Origin of the sequence: Streptomyces canus, assembly GCF_041435015.1 — a bacterium.
In the GTDB taxonomy this organism is placed as follows: Bacteria; Actinomycetota; Actinomycetes; order Streptomycetales; family Streptomycetaceae; genus Streptomyces; species Streptomyces canus_G.
Genome location: NZ_CP107989.1, coordinates 6170006 through 6189675, shown reverse-complemented (window position 1 = coordinate 6189675; position 19670 = coordinate 6170006). Strand labels below are relative to the sequence as shown.

16 protein-coding genes and 1 pseudogene are annotated in these 19670 nt (G+C 68.5%); 2 read left to right on the top strand and 15 right to left on the bottom strand.

The features are described 5' to 3' along the window. Positions 1–220 precede the first annotated feature (220 nt). Positions 221–1383, top strand: a protein-coding gene (locus OG841_RS28285) for an IS3 family transposase (protein ID WP_328637499.1) whose coding sequence is annotated in 2 segments (ribosomal slippage) — positions 221–505 and positions 508–1383 — 1161 coding nt in all. Because the reading frame shifts where the segments join, the coding sequence is not laid out codon by codon here. Positions 1384–1867: 484 nt separating this feature from the next. Here the strand turns inward: OG841_RS28285 and OG841_RS28280 are convergent. The 3 genes from OG841_RS28280 to OG841_RS28270 form a co-directional block, all read right to left on the bottom strand. Beyond that, positions 1868–2059: a hypothetical protein gene (locus tag OG841_RS28280; RefSeq protein ID WP_371567035.1), complete on the bottom strand. Its 192-nt coding sequence runs from the start codon at positions 2057–2059 to the stop codon at positions 1868–1870. A gap of 41 nt (positions 2060–2100) precedes the next feature. Further along, a complete protein-coding gene (locus OG841_RS28275) occupies positions 2101–2223 on the bottom strand; it encodes a hypothetical protein (protein ID WP_371567034.1) in 123 nt (40 codons plus the stop codon). 521 nt (positions 2224–2744) lie between these two features. After that, positions 2745–4490, bottom strand: coding sequence for a tetratricopeptide repeat protein (locus OG841_RS28270; RefSeq protein ID WP_371567033.1), 1746 nt, complete (start codon positions 4488–4490; stop codon positions 2745–2747). Between the two features lie 1336 nt (positions 4491–5826). Here OG841_RS28270 and OG841_RS28265 point away from each other — a divergent pair. After that, positions 5827–6420, top strand: a complete 594-nt coding sequence (locus OG841_RS28265; RefSeq protein ID WP_328638934.1) for an FABP family protein — start codon at positions 5827–5829, stop codon at positions 6418–6420. Here the strand turns inward: OG841_RS28265 and OG841_RS28260 are convergent. The 12 genes and pseudogenes from OG841_RS28260 to OG841_RS28205 all read right to left on the bottom strand — a co-directional run bounded on the left by OG841_RS28260 (position 6375) and on the right by OG841_RS28205 (position 19502). Further along, a complete protein-coding gene (locus OG841_RS28260; protein WP_328638935.1) occupies positions 6375–7532 on the bottom strand; it encodes an SUKH-4 family immunity protein in 1158 nt (385 codons plus the stop codon). The two genes, OG841_RS28265 and OG841_RS28260, sit on opposite strands and share 46 nt — an antisense overlap. A gap of 132 nt (positions 7533–7664) precedes the next feature. Beyond that, positions 7665–8165, bottom strand: a pseudogene (locus OG841_RS28255) (AAA family ATPase); the annotation flags it as partial. A 65-nt stretch (positions 8166–8230) separates the two neighbouring features. Continuing rightward, a complete protein-coding gene (locus OG841_RS28250) occupies positions 8231–8359 on the bottom strand; it encodes a hypothetical protein (RefSeq protein ID WP_328638936.1) in 129 nt (42 codons plus the stop codon). Continuing rightward, positions 8356–10665, bottom strand: a complete 2310-nt coding sequence (locus tag OG841_RS28245; protein WP_365120058.1) for a xanthine dehydrogenase family protein molybdopterin-binding subunit — start codon at positions 10663–10665, stop codon at positions 8356–8358. Before OG841_RS28245 ends, OG841_RS28250 begins: the two co-directional genes overlap by 4 nt. Next, positions 10662–12419: a 2Fe-2S iron-sulfur cluster-binding protein gene (locus OG841_RS28240; RefSeq protein WP_371567032.1), complete on the bottom strand. Its 1758-nt coding sequence runs from the start codon at positions 12417–12419 to the stop codon at positions 10662–10664. The genes OG841_RS28245 and OG841_RS28240 overlap by 4 nt, the downstream gene beginning before the upstream one ends. Beyond that, positions 12416–13309, bottom strand: a complete 894-nt coding sequence (locus tag OG841_RS28235; protein WP_057610828.1) for an FAD binding domain-containing protein — start codon at positions 13307–13309, stop codon at positions 12416–12418. Before OG841_RS28235 ends, OG841_RS28240 begins: the two co-directional genes overlap by 4 nt. Before the next feature lie 237 nt (positions 13310–13546). Then, positions 13547–15178, bottom strand: coding sequence for a beta-N-acetylhexosaminidase (locus tag OG841_RS28230; protein WP_328638939.1), 1632 nt, complete (start codon positions 15176–15178; stop codon positions 13547–13549). A gap of 1 nt (position 15179) precedes the next feature. Continuing rightward, entirely contained in the window at positions 15180–16013 is an 834-nt protein-coding gene (locus OG841_RS28225) for a carbohydrate ABC transporter permease (RefSeq protein WP_328638940.1), read from the bottom strand. Beyond that, positions 16010–16900, bottom strand: coding sequence for a carbohydrate ABC transporter permease (locus OG841_RS28220; RefSeq protein WP_328638941.1), 891 nt, complete (start codon positions 16898–16900; stop codon positions 16010–16012). Before OG841_RS28220 ends, OG841_RS28225 begins: the two co-directional genes overlap by 4 nt. After that, positions 16897–18192, bottom strand: coding sequence for an extracellular solute-binding protein (locus OG841_RS28215; RefSeq protein ID WP_371567031.1), 1296 nt, complete (start codon positions 18190–18192; stop codon positions 16897–16899). Before OG841_RS28215 ends, OG841_RS28220 begins: the two co-directional genes overlap by 4 nt. A 182-nt stretch (positions 18193–18374) precedes the next feature. Further along, a complete protein-coding gene (locus OG841_RS28210) occupies positions 18375–18653 on the bottom strand; it encodes a DUF3039 domain-containing protein (protein WP_057610823.1) in 279 nt (92 codons plus the stop codon). A gap of 276 nt (positions 18654–18929) precedes the next feature. After that, positions 18930–19502, bottom strand: coding sequence for a YqgE/AlgH family protein (locus tag OG841_RS28205; RefSeq protein ID WP_266564009.1), 573 nt, complete (start codon positions 19500–19502; stop codon positions 18930–18932). Positions 19503–19670 lie beyond the last annotated feature (168 nt).

The window sequence follows — 19670 nt, the reverse complement described above, 5'->3', positions numbered from 1 at the left end:
TCTAGCCGTATCTGAGACAGGCGTTGTTACCGAACAACACGTGTTCATCTTGAGGTTCCTCAACGACGGCACAACCCCCGTATCGGTTGAGCGCATTGAGCTATGGACCTACACCAAGCGAAAGAGGAAGGCGTATGTCATTCACGGCAAAGGGTCTGCCGCACGATCGGGTGACATCTGAACTGGCTTGCCCTGTGGGGCGGGTGGGAAGGATGTCGCTGTGCCCAAGCCTTATCCGGAGGAGTTCCGCCAGGACGTTGTGCGGGTCGCGAGGAACCGCGGTCCGGGTGTGACGGTCGAGCAGGTGGCCACCGACTTCGGAGTCCATCCGATGACGTTGTGGAAGTGGATGCGTCGCGCGGACATCGACGACGGAACCAAGCCCGGAACGACCGGCCAGGAGAGCGCAGAGCTTCGGGAAGCTCGTCGGCGGATCAAGCTGCTGGAGCAGGAGAACGAGGTTCTGCGGCGGGCCGCGGCCTATCTGTCACAGGCGCATCTGCCGGGAAAAGGATCTACCCGCTCGTGAAGGAGCTGGCCGGGGACGGGGTGCCCGTCACGGTTGCGTGCCGGGTGCTGAAGCTCGCCAGGCAGCCCTACTACCGCTGGCTGGACCAGCCGGTGACCGATGCCATGCTGGAGGAGGCGTACCGCGCGAACGCGCTGTTCGACGCGCACCGTGACGACCCGGAGTTCGGCTACCGCTTCCTGGCAGACGAAGCGCGCGGTGCCGGGGCCGTGATGGCGGACCGGACCGCGTGGCGAATCTGCCGGGACAACCGCTGGTGGAGCGTGTTCGGCAAGAAGCGCGGCAAGGCCAAGAAGGCCGGCCCGCCGGTGCACGACGACCTGGTCCGCCGTGACTTCACCGCGGTTGGCCCGAACCGGCTGTGGCTCGCCGACATCACCGAACACGCCACCGGCGAAGGCAAGTTGTATCTCTGTGCGATCAAGGATGTCTTCAGCAAAAGGATCGTCGGCTACTCGATGGACACGCGGATGAAGTCCCGCCTGGCCGTCACAGCCCTCAACAACGCTGTCGCCCGGCGTGGACACGTCGACGGGTGCATTCTGCACAGCGATCGCGGGTCGCAGTTCCGGTCACGGAAGTTCGTCCGGGCGCTCGATCGTCACCGGATCGTCGGTTCGATAGGGAGGGTCGGGGCGGCAGGCGACAACGCGGCCATGGAGTCCTTCTTCAGCCTGCTGCAGAAGAACGTCCTCGACCGTCGATCGTGGGCCACCCGCGAGGAACTGCGGATTGCGATCGTGACCTGGATCGAGAGGACCTACCACCGGCGCCGCAGACAAGCCTCGCTCGGCCGGCTGACCCCCGTCGAATTCGAGAGCGTCATGACCACACCGGCTCTCCAGGCCGCGTGACCGAACCTGTCACCCAAAGCTGCACCAGACCCAAACGCTTTGAACGTGGGTTCCCTTCGTACGAGCCACCCATAGTTCCCGCGCTGGACGGAACCACCTACCGATACAGCGTCCCTCGAAGCGCTATGCCAGAGAAGGGTATGCGTATGAGGCTCCGTGTACTGCTGTCCAACGGGCGTGTAGTTCGTAGCCCACTGATCCCTAGCGACGTTTGGTATATCGCGGATGAGGTCGGAGAGATCATGGAGAGCCACACTGTCGGGGATGACAAGTAGGCGGGGCTCTTTGCTATGCCATGCGTGGTTAGCCATTACGCGGCAGATAGCCATTGGTCACAGGCCCGCCATCTCAGCGGTTCGGGGCTGTGGGCACGGCGCAGAGCCCTGAGGGGGCTTCAGGGCGGCTCTCGGGGGAGCAACGTGGAGTTGGACCAGGAGGCGGCTGAGGGCGGCTCAGGGCCCCGTATGGCCTTTCCTGTTGGGGCTCAGCCGTTGGGCTCGTACTCAGGGCTCTCAGGGCACTTGGGGTTGCGGCATGTCTCGAACGACACCAGGTGCACTGTCTCCCCGAACGTGGCGGCGGTGACCCACTCGACCTCTCGGGGACGGCCGCACTCGGGGCACGGTGACCTGTAGGCGTCCCGCTCTGCATCGGTGAACTCTCGCTGTTCCGTCATGGCTCCACGGTAGGTCTACCTGCGGGGTTTGGCCTTTCGGGTCAGAGCCCCTGTGCGGTCCGTGGTGCGGTGAACGGCCCTAGCTGGTCCTGGTGGTGAGTGTCGGTGCTCAGGTCGCTCCACAGGACCGTGTACGCGTAACCGTCGCCGGCTCGGGTGTCCACGTAGACCACCAGGCCGGTATCCCGTATGCCTGTGTCCCTGTGCCAGCAGAGGTCTCCTGGTCTGAACATCGCTCACCCGCTCTTGGTGTCGCTGCGTCTCTGCCATGTAGAAGGGCCTAGGTGGCTACTTCTCGGCGAGACCCTGGTCAAGGGGTGGGTTGACGTCGAGTCACGCAGGGCTTCTCTATGGGGACTCAATACCGGGGCGGGGCTCGTCAGCCTTGCCCCCCGCGCCTCCGCTGAGGGCTAGCCCCTGAGCCGTTCGTTGTCCTGGTCTTTGTCCGGTGCGCTGACGTACACCACCGTTCACCGCCGTACACGCACCCCGTCTGACCTGCCGCGTGAACCTCCACGCACGCCCCCGTACGGTCATGCGGACAGTTGGAAAGCGTGTTGCCGCGACCGCGCCTCACGTGCGCGCTCATGACGGCCGTCACCTGCTCGAATCTGCCTGGGACGCCTAGCCGGCCAACGCTCGTAGCAGACACTGCCCGAGCTGCCGCGCGAGGCGCGCAACCCCACTATGAGGTTCCAGGCTCTTCCACAGGCATTGGCGGCGGGATCTCACCTACAGCGCGACCCTCGATCACGGGCTGAATGGTACCTGGCCTGTCAGAATCGGTGACTTGCTGCCCCCAACGTTCGGCCTCCTCTGCTCTGCCAGATGAGTGAAGGATTTTCACCAACTCCGCGATGGCTACCGGATGGCCTTTTTCAGCAGCCTCCCGAAACCACATTTCCGCTGAATGCGCATCCCCATCTTCGACTGCCATGACACCAAGGCCAACAATCCCGGTTACATCCCCTTGCTCTGCCGCTCGCTGCAACCAGATTCGTCCCTCCTTGTTACCGTCCTCGCCCAACAAAAGGCCCAGCGCGACCATTGCCCTTATATTCTCCGAATCGGCTGCTCTACGCAGCCAGATTAGAGCTTCCGCCCGCTTGTCTGGGGTACGGCCCAACAAGAAACCCAAGTCCGCCTGAGAATCCAGTATGTCCTCTTCTGCTGCCTTACGCAGCCAATACTCAGCCTCTTCGGTACGGTCTAGCGACGCCAGCGTTCGCCCAAGATTACCGGCCGACAGAAGGTTCCCCGCCTCCGCACTTAGACGACTCCAGCGTATGCCCTCTTCGGTCTTTCCTTGCTGAAGCAATGACATGCCGTACCCGCCCATGGCGTTGGAATTTCCTCGCTCGGCTGCGTCCCGAAGCCAGAAATCCGCCTCCTCAAGCCGTTGCATTTTAAACAACAACAATCCGACTGAAGTGGCAGAAAGCAGTGCGCTACCTGGGATCGATCCGTCATCCTGCGCCGCGCGCATCCACCATTCAAGAGCTTTCTCTTCTTGCCCGGCACGCTCAAGTGTCGTGGCCCAGACCCATATGGCAGGCGTCAAATTAATTTCCGCACATCGATCAGCCGCCTTTGCCGCCGCACTCATATTTCCAGCCTTGATGGATTCCATGAGGATCGACAGGCATGCAGCCGGAGCTGCGGTAGAAATTAGAATATCCCAAATCTTATCGGATACCCTCTCCTTGACCTCGCTGGATTCGATTGCATGCTGAGCAAGGACATCACTAACCGTATATCCGTCGAACGAGCCAACGGTTTCCGCGTACGGAGCCAGCGCTGAGATGGCTCCCCGTGTGGGTTCGCACGCCCAGGTCACGGCCTCCTCAAACCAACCCTCAGATGCATGTGCTCGCTGACGGCCACTCATCAGAACCTGCGTGACTTCCTGAAGCTGTTGTGCAGGAATTGGTTCTCCGCAGCCACACACCCGGGCCATAATCGCGGCCGTAATCACCAGCCGCCCAAGGTCATTGTCTCCATATTGCCAACGGTGTACGAGTTCCGGTGTGGCGGAAAGGATCTCAGTTAGACTCGCTTCTGATTCATTTGACATGGCCTCACGTATACGCGGATCAATATCTGCGACACGTTCGGCCCGCTCACGCTCGTCTGCACTAAATTCTGCGATCTCGAAACGTGTGGCCAAGTCAAGTATTTCGCGGGCGTCTCGATTCGGATCTTCATAGTTTTCGTCAGTCAATCGAGAGCGCAGCCTTGAGTAATTATTGGGCCAAATCGTCCCCATTATGATCACAGGCTCGCTTCTATTGAACAGCAGTCGGCGCATGAACTCAGATTCCAGTTTCCCTGGTCCTATAAATTTCTGCACTTCGTCCAACCAGATGACCGTCTGATCCAAATCAACGGAAGCTTCGATCAGCGTTTTGAGCGACTCGAACCCACTGGGCATACAGAGCCGCCAATCCGGCAGGACTGCCTTAACTGACTCGTACGCACATCTGGTCTTTCCGGAAGCAGCACGCCCGACCAGGACGATGAACCCGCCTGTTGCTCGTTTCGCGCGGAGCGCTGTATGAAGGTCTGCGTCAACGTCACGCGATATATAGCTAGGCAGTTCGGAAGAGAGCGAGCTGCCTGAGCCTGCGGGGAGTGGAATGGCTGGATGAATCCCTAGCACAGCGCGATCGTTGACGTCACTGACGAGTGGGAAATCAGATCTCTCCCCCACCAGCCGTTGGAGTACGGCCTCACGCGTACTGTCCTGTTCGTCCAGTTGCTGGTCTTTCCGTCTTATGACATCGACACGAGATTGAAGGAGCGGTGTGGCTATGAGTAGCACACTGCCACCGAGTGCTGCCACCAATGGGGTTAGCCAAGAGGGAGGGCTCGTCACGACTTCCTTCAGCAATCCCGGCCCTGCGGTGAAGAAAGTAACGAAGAAGAGAGGTCCGAGGAGTGAGAGCCAAACCCGTTTGCCGCGCCATCTCATGTGAGTAACTGTGCCGCAAGTTGCCGCCGTCGTGGGGCTCTTCTCGGCAAGTCGAACGCGGAGGCATGCCATGCCGGAGCTGTATCTAACCTGCGGCAACAGCAAGGTCGCACGAGGTGACGCGGCTGGCGACCACGAGCACTGTGACGGGAGCGGGTACGACAGCCCGCTAGGCGCCCTTTACGGGCGCCTGCGGATCGACCTCACGCAGTTGTGGGCCACGGGTTCGCGTTCGCTGGGCGACCACCAGGGACAAAGTTCGTCGGCGCCGACTCTCGCGCCTGATCTCAGTAACTCGACCTGCCCCTCCTTAGTCGTGGTCTTTGTCTAGTGCGCCGACGGCCGCGACCGTACACACACCCTCTGACCTGCCGCGCGAACTCCCACAGACGCCCCCGTTCGGCCGCACGGACAGTTGGAAGGCGTGTTGGGGGCAGCCCTAGCGAGGGCAGCTCTCACATCCTCCGCCGGCCCAGAGGTCCAGGCCGTGTTCACGGTTCGGAGTCCCGTTCGTCCGTCTCACTTTCCGTCTCGTTCGTCGCCGTACACGGCCGTTCGGACCCGTACACCGAGCCCCTTCGGGCCCAGCATCCGTACGGGTCTGAACATCGCCGAACCCGTTCAGATCGCGCCCTGACCAGCCCGGACAAACCTGCAAAGCGAGTTACGCGGGTTCGATTCCCGCCACGGCCTCTGGTGTGGTGAAGGGGCGGCATCCCGTACTGGATGCCGCCCCTTCCGCTGTGCCGCGTTCTAGGCTTGCGGGCGGTAGTGGTCGTGAGTGAGGAGTGCGGGCGTGGTCGAGAGTGTGGCGGAGCCTCCCTTTCCCGATGCCCTGGGGGCGGATGACGCGCCTGGGCCGCATCCGCTGCTCGAGCCCGTGCTCGGGTTTCTGGGGGCGTGGCGGGGGCGGGGCCGAGGTGGGTATCCGACGCTCGACGGCGACTTCGCTTACGCGCAGGAGGTCAGCTTCCGACACGACGGGCGTCCCTTTCTCCGGTACGAGGCGCGGGCCTGGCTGCTCGACGGGGACGGGGCGCCGTTGCGGCCCGCGGCCCGGGAGAGCGGGTGGTGGCGGCTTCAGGCGGACGGCCGGGTGGAGGCACTGGTCACCCAGCCCACCGGCATCACCGAGATCCTGGTCGGGCATGCGGGAGAGGGCGCGGTCGATCTCTCCACGCACTCCGTCGCTCTCACCCCCACCGCCAAGGACGTGACCGCCACCCGTCGCCGCTACACCCTGGGCGACGGCGACGCCGACACGTTCACGTTCGTCCATGACCTCGCGGCGGTCGGGCAGCCCTTGCAGCATCACCTCTCGGCGACCCTGCGCCGCGCGGTCGGTCAGAGCACGCCGCCCACCTCGTCCTGGAACAGCTCCGTCCAGTAGTGCCAGTCGGCGTCCGTCGTCGTGCCCGTCGGGTCGATGGTGGACAGGGCGCGGACCATCGTCTTGGCGACCTGGACGTACAGCGTGTTCGTCAGCTCGTGGGCGAGCGACTCGTCTATCTGGCGCTCCCGGTGCAGGAGCCAGAGGGTGAAGGCGAGGGTGGAGATGTCCGTGTTGAGGGGGTGGAGGGTCGCTTCCCGCTCGCTCCAGTTCAGGACCGCGCCCGTCTCGCCGTCGACCACGAGGGTGTTGTCCTCGATCAGGTGGCCGAGGACGATCAGGTGTTCGGCGCGGGGCGGGAGGGCGACCAGCTGCTCGGCCCGGTGCTCGGCGAGGGTCGGCAGCGGGGCGTCCGGGTCGGTGTGGAAGAGGACGCCGTCCTCGGGCAGGCCCGTCTCCGCCAGGAAGCGGCGGGTCGGGGCGTGCGTGAGCGTGGACGGGAAGTCGATGTCCTCGAAGCGGACGACGTGGCTGCGGCCGAACTCCTGGTCCAGCAGGCGCGGCGGGAGGTCCAGGGCCAGGCCGGACGCCGTGCCCGGACCCGCCACCAGGGCCAGGGGGCGGATCAGGGCCGCGATCTTCCAGAACGTCGGCACCTCGCCGCCCGTGCCCTCCTCGAACACCGTCAGCAGCTGACGCGTCGCGTCCTCCACGGCCGTGGGACCGAAGCGGCCGGCGTACGCCGCGAACTGGCCGCGCACCTCGGTCAGTTCGTCCGTCGCCGTCGCGAAGCGGACCAGGGTGGGCAGAGAGGGGGCCAGCGGGGTGCGGTCCATCAGGTCCGGGCGGGCGTGGAAGAACGCCGTCGTCGAGACCTCGCCCGTGACGCCGTCGAGCAGGACCGACTCCCGCTCCCTGCCCTGCAGATCCGTCAGCCCGCCGATCACCAGCTGGTCGCACAACTCCTGGCTGAGCCGCCCGCCCGGGTCGGCCGTCGCGTCCGCGACCGTCCGCAGGCCCTCGCGGCGCAGCTCCTCGAAGGTGAACAGGTCGCTTTCGCCGGGCAGTCCGGGGCCGCTGAGCCAGCGGCGGGTCGACACATGCGAGATGTACGGATGCAGTTCGTCCTCGGTCAGTCTGATCGCCGCTACGGCGGCATCGGTCGTGCTCATGGCTCCCCCGTGTGCTTCGTACGCAGTCCCCTGGCCGGGCACGGCACGGCGAACCCGTCGGGCCTGCGCTCGTCCCCCACTGCTCGAAACACTACGCGCCACCACTGACAACGCCCCCGTATCAAGGAGACGTCAGAGCACCCTCGCACGTTCCCGCCCCGCGAGAATCGCCTCCACCGTCTGCGCAGGGGTCAGTGCGGAGGTGTCCAGCCACAGGCCGATCCGCGGAGTCGACGTCCGCAGCGCCTCGTCCAGCGCGGGGATCGTCCAGGCCTCGCCGTCGTAGCCCGTCTTCGCCCGGCCGGCCTCCCGGGCGGCCACCGTCCCGGGATCCGGTGCCAGGACGACGACGTACAGCGGCCGGCTCCGGACCAGCCCGACGTACGCCGTCAGGTCCTCTCCCAGCACCACGTCCCGTACGACGGCCGTGAACCCGGACTCGGCGTACGCGTCCGCCGTCGCGGCCGACAACCGGTACCGCAGACGGAGTTGAGCCGAAGCCTCTCCGGAGGCGCCGGGCCGGTACTCCGCCCGCCCCGACACGATCATCCGCCGGAACACGTCCCCGCGGACATGCGCCGCCCTCGGCAACCGCTCGGCCAGCGCCTGCGCCACCGTGGATTTACCGGCCGCCTCCCCCGCCGCCTAAAGGGCGCGGGAGGTGCCCCCATCACCGGTGACCAGCACGACGCCGCGCATCACGCGAAGTACACGCCGCCCACCACGACCACGATGGCCGCCACCACGAACAGCAGGATCCACAGCGCCAGCTTGCCCAGGCCGGGCGGCGGTTCGTACTCGCGGGGCTCCTGGCCGGAGGAACTCATCGGTCGGTCACGACCGCGGCCTGCGGGCGTATCGGGAGCCGGTTCACGGGACGGCCCGTCGCGGCCCGTACGGCCGACGCGACGGCCGCCGGGGACGTGACCACCGGCACCGCGCTGGCCGCCTTCGCCCCGAACGGGGCGACCACGTCCCGTTCCTCGACCAGCTTGACGATCCGGATCTCCGGCGCGTCCAGGGCCGTCGGCAGGGCGTACCCGGTGAGGTCCGGGTGGCGGATCAGCCCGCGCGCGCTGCGCAGGTTCTCCGTGAGCGCTATCCCGACTCCCTGGGTGACGCCCGCTTCGATACGGGCCTCCAGCTGGGCGGGGTTGAGGATCCGGCCGACGTCCTGGGCGAGCGCGAGCTCGACCACACGGACGGAGCCGAGTTCGATGTCGACGTCGACCACCGCGCGGATCGCGCAGAACGCCATGCCGACGAAGGCGTCGCCCTGGCCGGCCTCGTTGAGGGGTTCCGTCGGGTGCGGCCGGCACTGGGCGGTGGCCCACAGTTCCTTGCCGTCCATGGCCTCGGTGACGGTCGTCGACAGGACTCCGTCGTACGAGGTGATCTTGCCGTCGGTGATCTGGAGCAGTTCGGTGGACATGCCGAACTTGTGGGCCAGGGGCTGGAGCAGCTGGGTGCGGACCATCTTGGCCGCGCGCTCGACCGCGCCGCCCGAGACCCAGGTGTGCCGGCCGCGGCAGCCCGGCCCGGCGGGGGGCTGGTCGGTGTCGACGGGGGCCACATGGACCTCGTCGATCCCGAGCGTCTCCTGGACGATCTGGCGGGCCAGGGTGGTGAACCCCTGGCCGGTCTCGACGGCCGCGCAGAGCACCGTGGCGACGCCGTCCTGGACCCGTACGGTCGCCGTGGAGACCTCGTCCGCGCCCTCCGCGCCGAGCATGTGCACCATGCCGAGGCCGTAGCCGACACCCCTGCGGATCGCGCCCGGTTCGCCCGCGCCCTCGGGGCCGCCGGGCAGCAGCCACTCGTCCTCGGGGGTGTCCTTGGGGAGGGCGGGCAGCGGGAAGTCGCGTACGGCCTGGAGCAGTTCGGCGACCGGCGCGGGGCAGGTGACCGTCTGGCCGGTCGGGAGTATGTCGCCGGTGGCGAGGGCGTTGCGCAGACGCAGTTCGGCCGGGTCGACGCCCAGCTTCTTGGCCAGCTTGTCCATCTGCGCCTCGTAGGCGGCGCACACCTGCATCGCGCCCTCCCCGCGGACATGGCCGGAGGGCGGGTTGTTGGTGCGGACGGCCCAGCCCTCGATGAAGGCGTTCGGGACGACGTACGGCCCGCAGGCGAAGCCCACGGCGGCGGCCAGGGCCTCCGAGGAGGTGTCGGCGTAGGCGCCCGCGTCGAGCAGGATCTGCGCCTCGACCTTGACCAGCTTGCCCTCGGCGTCGGCGTGGTGGCGGTATCTCAGCAGGGTGGGATGACGGTGCACATGGCCGAGGAAGGACTCCTCGCGCGTGGCCGTCAGCTTGACCGGGCAGCCGGTCTTGAGCGCGAGGAGGCCGAGCGGGAGCTGGAAGCCCTGGTCCTCGCGGTCGGCGGTGGCGCCGGGGACGCCGGTGACGACGACCTTGACGCGCTCGGGCTCGAGTCCGTAGCAGGCGGCGGCCGTGTCGCGGTCCGCGTGCGGGTCGGTGGAGGCCAGGTAGAGCTCGACGCCGCCGTCGGGACGGGGCACGGCGAGGCCGGCCTCGGCGCCGATGGGGGCGGGGTCCTGGCGGCCGATGCGGTACTGGCCCTCGACGACGATCTCGCCGGTCGCGGAGGGGTCGCCGTGCTGGAGCGGGATGTGCCGGACCAGGTTGCCGTCGGGGTGCAGGGGCTCGGCCTCGAAGGCCTGCTCCGGGTCCGTGACCGGCTCGAGGACCTCGTACTCGACGATGACGGCGGCCGCGGCCATGCGCGCGGTGTCGGGGTGGTCGGCGGCGACGGCGGCGATGGGCTCGCCGTGATGGCGTACGACCTCGGAGGCGAAGACCGGACGGTCGGCCCTGCCGCGGCCGTGCACCGGGCTGCCGGGCACGTCCTCGTGCGTGACGACCGCACGGACTCCGGGCATCTCACGCGCGTGGGAGGTGTCGATGGACACGATGCGCGCGTGCGCGTGGGGCGAGCGCAGGACGGCCGCCCACAGCAGGCCCTCGGCCCACAGGTCGGCCGCGTACGGGAAGGTGCCCTCGGTCTTCGCGCGGGCGTCGGCGGGCGGCAGAGAGACGCCGATGCCGTGCGGAATCGGCTCGGGGGCGGGTGCTGCCTCCGCGGCGGTGGTCGCGGTGGCGGCTTCGTTGCTCACGCCTGGCCTCCGTCCTGTCCCTGTCCGTGTGCCTGCTCATGCGGTCCGGCGGTGCCCGGGAACCCCGGGGAGTCGAACGCCGACGGGTGGACGCTTCCGCCTCCGGGGCCCGCCTGATGCGGGATACGTGCCTCGTCGCCGTCCGTCTCACCGTCGCCCGTCGCGTGTGCCTCACGCTCGGCGACGACATCCTTGACGGCGTCGACGACACCCCGGTAGCCGGAGCAGCGGCAGAGGTTGCCGCACAGCGCCTGGCGGGTCTCCAGCTCGGTGGGCGCGGGGTTGCCCTCCAGCAGGTCGTGCACGGTCATCGCCATGCCCGGCACGCAGAAGCCGCACTGCACGGCGCCGCACCGGGCGAGCGCCCGCTGCACGTCGGAGGGCCGGCCGTCCTCGGCGAGGCCCTCGACGGTACGGACCTCGCTGCCGGCGGCGGTCACCGCGGGCACCAGGCAGGAGGCGACGAGCCGCCCGTCGACCTGGACGTTGCACGCCCCGCACTCGCCCTGCGAGCAGCCGTCCTTGGCGCCGGCGAGCCCGAGCCGCTCGCGCAGCACGTAGAGCAGCGACTCGCCGATCCAGGCGTCGGTGACGGGGCGGTCGACGCCGTTGACGCGCAGGACGTAGGAGGCGAGGGGGTGTTCCTCGCCGGGGAGCGCGGGGGCCTGGTCGCCGGGGTTCTCGTCGGAGTCGCTCGCGTGCTCCTCCGCGGCCTCCGGACCCGGTTCGTCGCCGCCGTCGGCCGGGGCGTGCTCCGCGCCGGGCTCGGCGGGGCCGTCAGCGGCTTCCACGGCCTCTTCGGCGCCCTCGGAGACTCTTGGGGGCGCCGATGCCTCACCGGGGCCGGGAGAGGGCTGTGAGGCGGTTGCGGAGGGGCTGTCCCCGTAGGGCTCGGCGAGACCGATGCCATGGCCGTTGCTGTCGGCGTGCGACTGTGCGGAGTCGGGTGCCGCCTCGTGGGACGTCTCGTCCGGCTCGGACCGCCGCGGCGCGTCGGCGACCGCGTGACTTCCGGGGTGCGCGGCGGACGGCAGGTGCGGGTCGTCCGCCGTGACGGCGTGCCCGTCACCAGCCGGTCCGTCACCGGCGGGCACGTGCGCGTGGCTGTCGCCCAGCGGACCGGGGTGGCCGTCGCCCACCGCCCCACCGTGACCGTTGTCGAAGCCGCCACCGTGCTCGGGTCCCGCTCCCGGGCCGTCCTGGGGCTGGTCCCCCCATGGCTGGGCCGGCTGCGTCGCCCAGGGCGCGGCCGCGCCGCCCGGCAGGGTCGCCGGAGGGGTGCCGCCCCACTGCTCGACCAGGGACGACGTGGTGAACTCGCCCGATTCGTCCGGGAGGTCGCCGCCGGCGACGGGGATCGACCACTGTCCGGTGACGTCGTGACCCGGCGCGGGCGCGGCCGCGGTGTCCTCGACGTTCCACTGCTGGGTGGTCGCGGGGTTGTACGTGAACTGCCCGGTCTGGCCCTGCGGCAGGGTGCTCGGGTCGGGCCACTGCGCGCCCTCGGCCGGCACGGCCCAGCCGGCCGGGGCCGCCGGGTCGGTCCCGTCGCCCGGCGTGGCCGTTATCTGCGGCGGCACATAGCCGTGACCGGGCGCGGCGAGCGGGCTGTCGGCGGAGGCCAGGAGGGCGTCGATGCCTCCCTCGGGGAGCTTCACGAAGGCGGTCGCGCCGTCGTCGTAGTCACCCTGGGGCAGCGGGTCCCAGCGGCCGGCGGCCCGGGGCGTGCCCTCTCCGTGCTGGTCGTCGGTCACGAAAGTGCCCTCCCCAGTGCTCGTCGGGCCAGCGCGGCGACAGTGCGCCGCAGGTGCAGTACTGCGGGCGGATGCTGCGGCACGGAGCCGTCCGCGGCCGGTGCCGGGTCGGGGATGCAGGCCGCGGACACGTACTCGCCGAAGGCCTCCAGGGCCTCCGGGACGATCGCGCGGTTGTTGTCCCAGTCGATGAGCCGGGCGACCCACTGCTCGGCGTCCAGGGGCCGCAGCGGCATCGGCGCTATGGCACCGACGGCGCACCTGACCCCGCGCCGGGCCGGGTCGAGGACCAGCGCGACGGAGGCCATCGCGCGGCCCGGGCCGGTGCGGCCGGTGACCTTGAGGAAGACCTGCGGGGCGTGCAGCAGCGGCACGCGCACGTAGCCGATGAGCTCGCCCGCGCGCAGCATCTCCATGCCGGCCAGCAGGTGCGAGACCGGCATCTCCCGACGGGCTCCGTCCGGGCCCGCGATGATCAACGTGGCTTCGAGGGCGGCGAGGACGGGCAGCGCGTCGCCGGTCGGAGCCGCCGAGGCGATGTTGCCGCCCAGGGTGCCCGCGTTGCGGATCTGCGGCGGACCGGCGGCGCGGGCGGCGGCCGCGAGCGCGGGGATGAGGGCGGCGAAGTCGGGGCGGCCCATGCGCGCGTGCGTGAGTCCGGCGCCGAGGAGCGCGTGGCCGTCCTGGTACTGCCAGCCGCGGATCTCGCTGATGCGGCCGAGGCCGACGAGAGCGGCCGGCCTGAGCTGTCCGGAGTTGACGGCGGCCATCAGGTCGGTGCCGCCGGCGACGGGCACGGCGGCGGGCATGGCGGTGAGGGCCGCCACGGCCTCGTCCAGCGTCGTGGGCAGCGTGACGGCCTGCGCCGCCTGCGGTGTGTGCGTGGTCAAACCGGCTGCCCCTTCCCGCTGCCCCACCTGGTCCTGCCCTGTTGCTGCCGTACGGTACGTGCTGACAGGGCGGACGTGGCAACTCTGGCACATCTTCGCAACACGCGAAGACAGGGGTCCGCTAGGAGGCGTTCGGCGGCATTCGCCCGCCCCATCAGGGAGATGGTCCGTTTTCGCACGGGATCACCTGCACATACCGATTGACACTCTTCGGTGACCCTTAGGGCTCTTTTTCCCTTACCTGTTCGGAGGCGCTCCCTCGATCGGCCGGCCGAGCACACCGGGCCGCTTCTGCCACGGCAGCGGCCCCGTGGGCGGCCGGTAGCCGACCCCCAGGGCGTCGAGCAGCTCGTAGTGGGCTGCCATCCGCCGTTCGAAGTCGGCGAAGTCCCGCTCCGCGGGGGCGGGCAGAGGACTCCAGGCCACTTCGGCGAAGGCCGCCAGCCGGGGGAAGGTCTGGTAGTCGACGCGCCCCTGGTCCTCCATCACCTCGGTCCACACGTTGGCCTGCGCGCCGAGGACGTGCGCGGCCTCCTCGGGCGTCAACTCCGGTGGAACGGGCTCGAACCGATAGACGTCCTCCAGGGTGCGGACGTAGGCGATGGGGACCGGCTCGTCCGCGCCCGCGTCCTGCCGGTAGTCCAGGTACACCTGCTGCTCGGGGCACATGACGACGTCGTGGCCCGCGCGGGCGGCCGCGATGCCGGCCGCGTAGCCGCGCCAGGACGAGACCGCCGCGCCTTCGGCCAGCCCGCCCTCCAGGATCTCGTCCCAGCCGATGAGCCTGCGCCCGCGCGCGGAGAGCCACTTGTCGAAGTGTCCGATGAACCAGGACTGCAACGCGTCCTCGTCCTCGAGGGCGAGTTCTTCGATACGGGCCTGGACGAGGGGCGACTCCCGCCACTGCTCCTTGGCGCATTCGTCGCCGCCGATGTGAATGAACTCGGAGGGGAACAGCTCCAGCAGTTCCTCGAACACGCCCTCGTAGAAGCGCAGGGTGTTGTCAGTGGGGGCGAGTACGTTCAGAGAGATGCCCCAGCTGTCCCAGACCGTGAGGGAGGTCGTGTCGATGACGTCGGTGTTGCCGAGTTCCGGGTACGCGGTGATGGCGGCCTGCGAGTGTCCGGGTACGTCGATTTCGGGGACGACGGTGATATGCCGTTCGGCGGCGTAGGCGACGATCTCCCGGATGTCGTCCTGGGTGTAGAAGCCACCGTGCGGCTTCTCCTCCCACAGCGGTGAGGCCCCGTGGCCGAATTTGGTACGCGCCCGCCATGAGCCCACCTCGGTGAGCCGGGGGTACCTCTTGATCTCGATCCGCCAGCCCTGGTCGTCCGTCAAGTGGAAGTGGAAGACGTTGAGTTTGTGCGCGGCCATCAGGTCGAGGTAGCGCAGGACCCCGTCCTTGGGCATGAAGTGCCGGGCCACGTCGAGCATGAGGCCGCGCCAGCGGAATCGGGGGGCGTCGCCGATGGTGACCGGGGGGACCTCCCAGGCGCGCCCGGAGGTGACGGGGGCGCGACGGAAGGCGGCGGGGCCGAGCAGCTGACGGAAGGTCTGGGCGCCGTAGAACAAGCCCTCCCGGCCGGCCCCGTCGATGACGACGGTGTGCTCGTCCACGGTGAGGCGGTACGCCTCGGGGCTGCCGAGTTCGTCGGCGAGGGACGGCGCGATCCGCAGCAGGATGCGGCTTGTGCCGGAGGCGTACGGCTCCAGCGGCAGGCCCGTCGCCGCGCCGACCGTGGTGCGCAGCCAGCGGGCCACGCCTGCGGCGCCCCGGCCGGCCTCGATCTCGGTGTCCTCGTCGAGGACGAACGGCCGCCCGCCGGGGGCGCCGACGCTCGACGGCGCCGGAATCAGTGAAGTCACGTCAGTCCTTAACCGCTCCGCCCAGCCCCGAGACCAGACGTCGCTGTACGAGTACGAAGAACACCAGCACCGGAATCGTCATCACCGTCGACGCGGCCATGACCCCGCCCCAGTCCGGCTCGTCCGGCTTGTAGAAGACCAGCAGGGCCATCGGCAGGGTGGACTGCGAAGTGTCGCTGATGATGAACGACTTGGCGAAGAGGAAATCGTTCCAGGCCGAGATGAAGGAGAACACGCTCGTGGCCACCAGGCCGGGGAGGACGAGGGGGAAGAGAATCTGCCACAGGAATCGCGCACGGCTGGCCCCGTCGATGTACGCGGCCTCCTCCAAAGCCTCCGGTACGGCCTTCACGAACCCCCTCAGCATCCAGATCGCGAAGGGCAGCGAGAAGGCGATGTGGGGCAGGATCAGCGAGCCCAGCGTGTTCAGCAGACCGAAGTCCCGCATCTGGAAGAACAAGGGGATGGTGAGGGCCTCCACGGGCACCATCTGGGCCACCAGAAACATGATCAGCAAGGTGGTCCGGAAGCGGAAGCGGAATCGTGTCACGGCGGTCGCCGCGAGAAACGCGATCAACGCCGAGACGATCACGACACTGCACGCGACAACAAGGCTGTTGACGAAATACCGACCGAAATCCTGCTGTCCGAACACCCGCCGGAAGGAATCCAGCGAGGGCGCGAGGGTCCAGGGCCGGGGCTCGGACGACTCGATCTCTCCGGCCGGTTTGAAGGCGCTGAGCACCATCCAGTAGAGGGGGAAGGCGACCACCAGGGCGATGAGGAACGCCGAGGCCTCCGCGGCCAGCCGCCAGGGACGCCGTAGAAGGTTCACAGTTCCTCCCCCTGGCGGTGGAGCAGCCTCAGGTACCCGAGCGTCACGGCGAGCAGGATCAGCAGCATCACGACTCCGATCGCCGAGCCGAGGCTGTACTGCGAGGAGGCGAACGCCTGCTGGTAGGCGTAGACGTTCAGGACGAGGTTCTGGCCCGCGATACCGCCGCCGTTCGTCATGACGTAGATCTGGGTGAAGACCTTGAAGTCCCAGATGACCGACTGGATCGTGACGACGGTCAGGATCGGCCGCAGCATCGGCGCGAGCACCGACCGCCAGATCCGCCACTGCGAGGCACCGTCCAGCGCGGCGGCCTCCAGCACCTCGGCCGGTACGGCGCGGATCCCGGCGTAGACCGTGACCATCACGAACGGGAAGGAGCACCAGACGACTTCGAGCAGGACGAGGAAGAAGGCGCTGAGCCGCCCGTACGTCCAGGAGTGGTCGCCGAGCCCCAGAATCCGGTTCACCGGGCCGAAGTCGGGGTCGAAGAGGAACAGCCAGACCGTCGAACCGGTCACGGCCGGTGTCGCCCACGCTCCGAGCGCGGCCAGCATCAACGCCAGCCGCGGCACGGCACGCACGCGCGTGAGGAGCACCGCCAGCGCGCACCCGACGGCGAGCGTCGAGGCGACACAGCCCGCCGCGAACAGCACGGTGGCCAGCAGCACCTGCCAGAACTCCGGGTCGGAGAACAGCGCCGAGTAGTTCCCGAACCCCTGGAAGGTGGTCGGTTCCCCGCCGCTGACCTGAGCCTGGGTGTACCGGAAGAGGGAGATCAGGCCGAGCTGGTAGATGGGGTAGACGAGCAGTCCGCCGAGGACGACCAGGGCGGGGGCGAGATAGAGCCAGGGCGCCCGGGTGGCGCGGTGGGTCGCCGAGGTCACCCGACGGTTCCGAACGCGTCGTTCATCTTCTTCGCCGCTTCCCCGGAGGCCGCCGCCACGCTCTTCTTGCCGCTGATGACCTCCTGGAACATCGTCGGCAGCACCAGTGAGGAGTCGATCTGCGACCACGCGGGCGACGCGGGCACGAACTTCGTCCCGGCCGCGAGGGTCTGCGCGAACGGCTTCACATACGGCTGCTCGGCCGCGACCTGCTGCCGGACGTCCGCGAACGTCGGCAGGAACCCCATCGCGTCGAACATCGACGCCTGCGTCTTCTTCGACGTGAGCTGCTCCATCAGCTGGACCGCCAGCGTCCGGTGGGACGTGCTCTTCAGCACCCCGATGTTGTTGCCACCGGCGAACGCGGGAGCGATCGACCCCGCGGAGACCCCCGGCAGCGGCACCACGGCGTACTTGCCCTTGACCTTCCCGGCCTCCACCGCCGTATGGCTGAAGTCGCCCCCGATCGCCATTCCGGCCTTGCCCGCCGCGAAGGCGGTGATCGTGTCGTTGCCGCCCATGCCGGCGCACTTCGCGGCGGGGCAGTTGTCGTCGGTGAAGAGCGAGGTGTACTCCTTGATGCCCTTCTGGGCGGCCGCGCCGGAGATCGCGGAGGCGTACGAGCCGCCCTTGCCGGTCGCGAGTTCACCGCCGTTGGCCCAGATGAAGGGCATCGCGCCGTACGTGTAGGCGCCGCCGACGACCAGGCCGTACAACTCGGGCTCGGCGGCACGGATCTTGCGGGCGGTCTCGGCCAACTCGGCCATCGTCCTGGGTGCTTGCAGACCGAGTTTCTTGAAGACGTCGGTCCGGTAGTACAGCGCGCGGACGCCGACGTAGAAGGGCGAGCCGTACACCTTGCCGTCCACGGTGACCGACGTCTTCGCGGTGGGGTCGGTGTCCTTGGCCTCGTTCCAGGCGCCGAACTCCTTGGTGACGTCCAGGAGTCCGCCGTCCTTCACATAGCCGGCGGTGTCGGTGTTGCCGTACTCCATCACGTCGGGCGCGGAGGACGGGTCGTTGAAGGCGGCCTTGACGCGCTGGGCGCGGGTCTCGATCGGGATGTACTCGACGGCGACCTTGGTGCCCTCGTGGGCCTTCTCGAAGGCGGCGACGGCGGTGTCGACGACCTTCTTCTTGGGCTGGTTGCCGACTTCCTGGAAGAGCCAGACGCGCAGGGTGCCGGTCTTCTCGTCCTTGTCGGAGGAGGAGTTGGAGGAGGCCTGGGGGGCGCAGGCCGTGACGACCAGGGCCGTCAGAAGCAGGGCGGGCAAGCGGGGGGAGAGCTTCATGGAGTGATCCTCCGGACGTGCGTTGCAACATATGCAATGACGGTTTCGCTCAACGCAACGGAGGCTATGGCTTGCATGAACACGCCCACAAGAGGTCTCAACCAATTCGTGACACGCAAGAGGCCCCTGAGGCGCGCGGAACGCGCCTCAGGGGCCTCGCGAAGCTCAGCCGGGCAGCGGGCCTACTTGTCGCCGCCCTTGTCGTCGTCCCCGGAGCCCATGGACTCGTAGATCTCCTTGCACATGGGGCACACGGGGTACTTCTTGGGATCGCGGCCGGGCACCCACACCTTGCCGCACAGCGCCACGACGGGGGTCCCGTCGAGGGCGCTCGCCATGATCTTGTCCTTCTGGACGTAATGGGCGAAGCGCTCGTGGTCGCCGTCGCCATGGGACACCTGCGGCGTCGGCTCTACGAGGGTCCCCGTACCAGTCCCGCGCTCGGGCTCGAGAGTGCTCATACGGCCAAGAGTAATCAACCGGCGGGAACTATGGATCCCTGGCTTGTACAACGAGCGGCACGGGTGGTGACGCCGCGTTCGCGCCCGGCCCCAGCCCGTCGGCGGGGCGATGAGGAGGCGGCCGCCGGTGGAGCCTCGCGGCGCCACAACTCGTAGGCGCGGGCGCGAATGTCGCCGGCAGCCGGTGCAGGTGGAATACGACCGGTCTCCCTCCCGGCCGCGATGCCCGCGCGAGCCCCGCTCCGGGCACTCGCACGAGTGATCCACCATGCGCGATCAGTTGAGCGAAGGGTCGTCCGCGTACGTGGCCACCATCGCCAGCTCGCTGCGCTGGCGGCGCAGGACCTCGCGCCAGAGTCTCTCGGGGGACGGGGAGGAGACGTCCCCCGGTTCCGACTCGACGACGTACCAGGCGCCCTCCACCAGCTCGTCCTCCAGCTGGCCGGGGCCCCAGCCGGCGTAACCGGCGAAGATGCGCAGACTGCCGAGGGCCGAGGCGAGCAGTTCCGGCGGGGCCTCCAGGTCGACCAGTCCGATCGCGCCGTGCACTCTGCGCCAGCCCAGCGGGGCACCGTCGATGGCCCCGCCGCCGGGGATGACGGCGACCCCCAGGGCCGAGTCCAGGGAGACCGGGCCGCCCTGGAAGACGACACCGGGTTCACCGGCGAGGTCGGCCCAGCCCTCCAGGATGTCACCGACGTCCACCGGGGTGGGACGGTTGAGGACGACACCGAGGGAGCCCTCCTCGTCGTGGTCGAGAAGGAGCACCACCGCACGGTCGAAGTTCGGGTCCGCCAGGGCGGGCGTTGCCACGAGCAACCGCCCTGTGAGCGAGGACACCTCGGTCATGCCAGACATGATCCCGCATCTTCCCTCCGCGTGGGGAGGCAATGCCTCTACGGCAGTGGATGCAGCTCAGAGCGCACCGATGCGCCCCACGCGCACAACGTGAGCCCGTGACCGCATGTGCCCGACAGGGAACCGTTCGTGTTGTGACACAGCTATGACGTGTCTGGG

Coding starts and splice junctions, on each gene's coding strand:
- OG841_RS28250 (WP_328638936.1), bottom strand. CDS start 8,359: ATGAGTTCCTCCGGCCAGGAGCCCCGCGAGTACGAACCGCCGCCCGGC.
- OG841_RS28205 (WP_266564009.1), bottom strand. CDS start 19,502: ATGACCGAGGTGTCCTCGCTCACAGGGCGGTTGCTCGTGGCAACGCCC.
- OG841_RS28270 (WP_371567033.1), bottom strand. CDS start 4,490: ATGCCCAGTGGGTTCGAGTCGCTCAAAACGCTGATCGAAGCTTCCGTT.
- OG841_RS28215 (WP_371567031.1), bottom strand. CDS start 18,192: ATGAAGCTCTCCCCCCGCTTGCCCGCCCTGCTTCTGACGGCCCTGGTC.
- OG841_RS28280 (WP_371567035.1), bottom strand. CDS start 2,059: ATGACGGAACAGCGAGAGTTCACCGATGCAGAGCGGGACGCCTACAGG.
- OG841_RS28260 (WP_328638935.1), bottom strand. CDS start 7,532: ATGAGCACGACCGATGCCGCCGTAGCGGCGATCAGACTGACCGAGGAC.
- OG841_RS28210 (WP_057610823.1), bottom strand. CDS start 18,653: ATGAGCACTCTCGAGCCCGAGCGCGGGACTGGTACGGGGACCCTCGTA.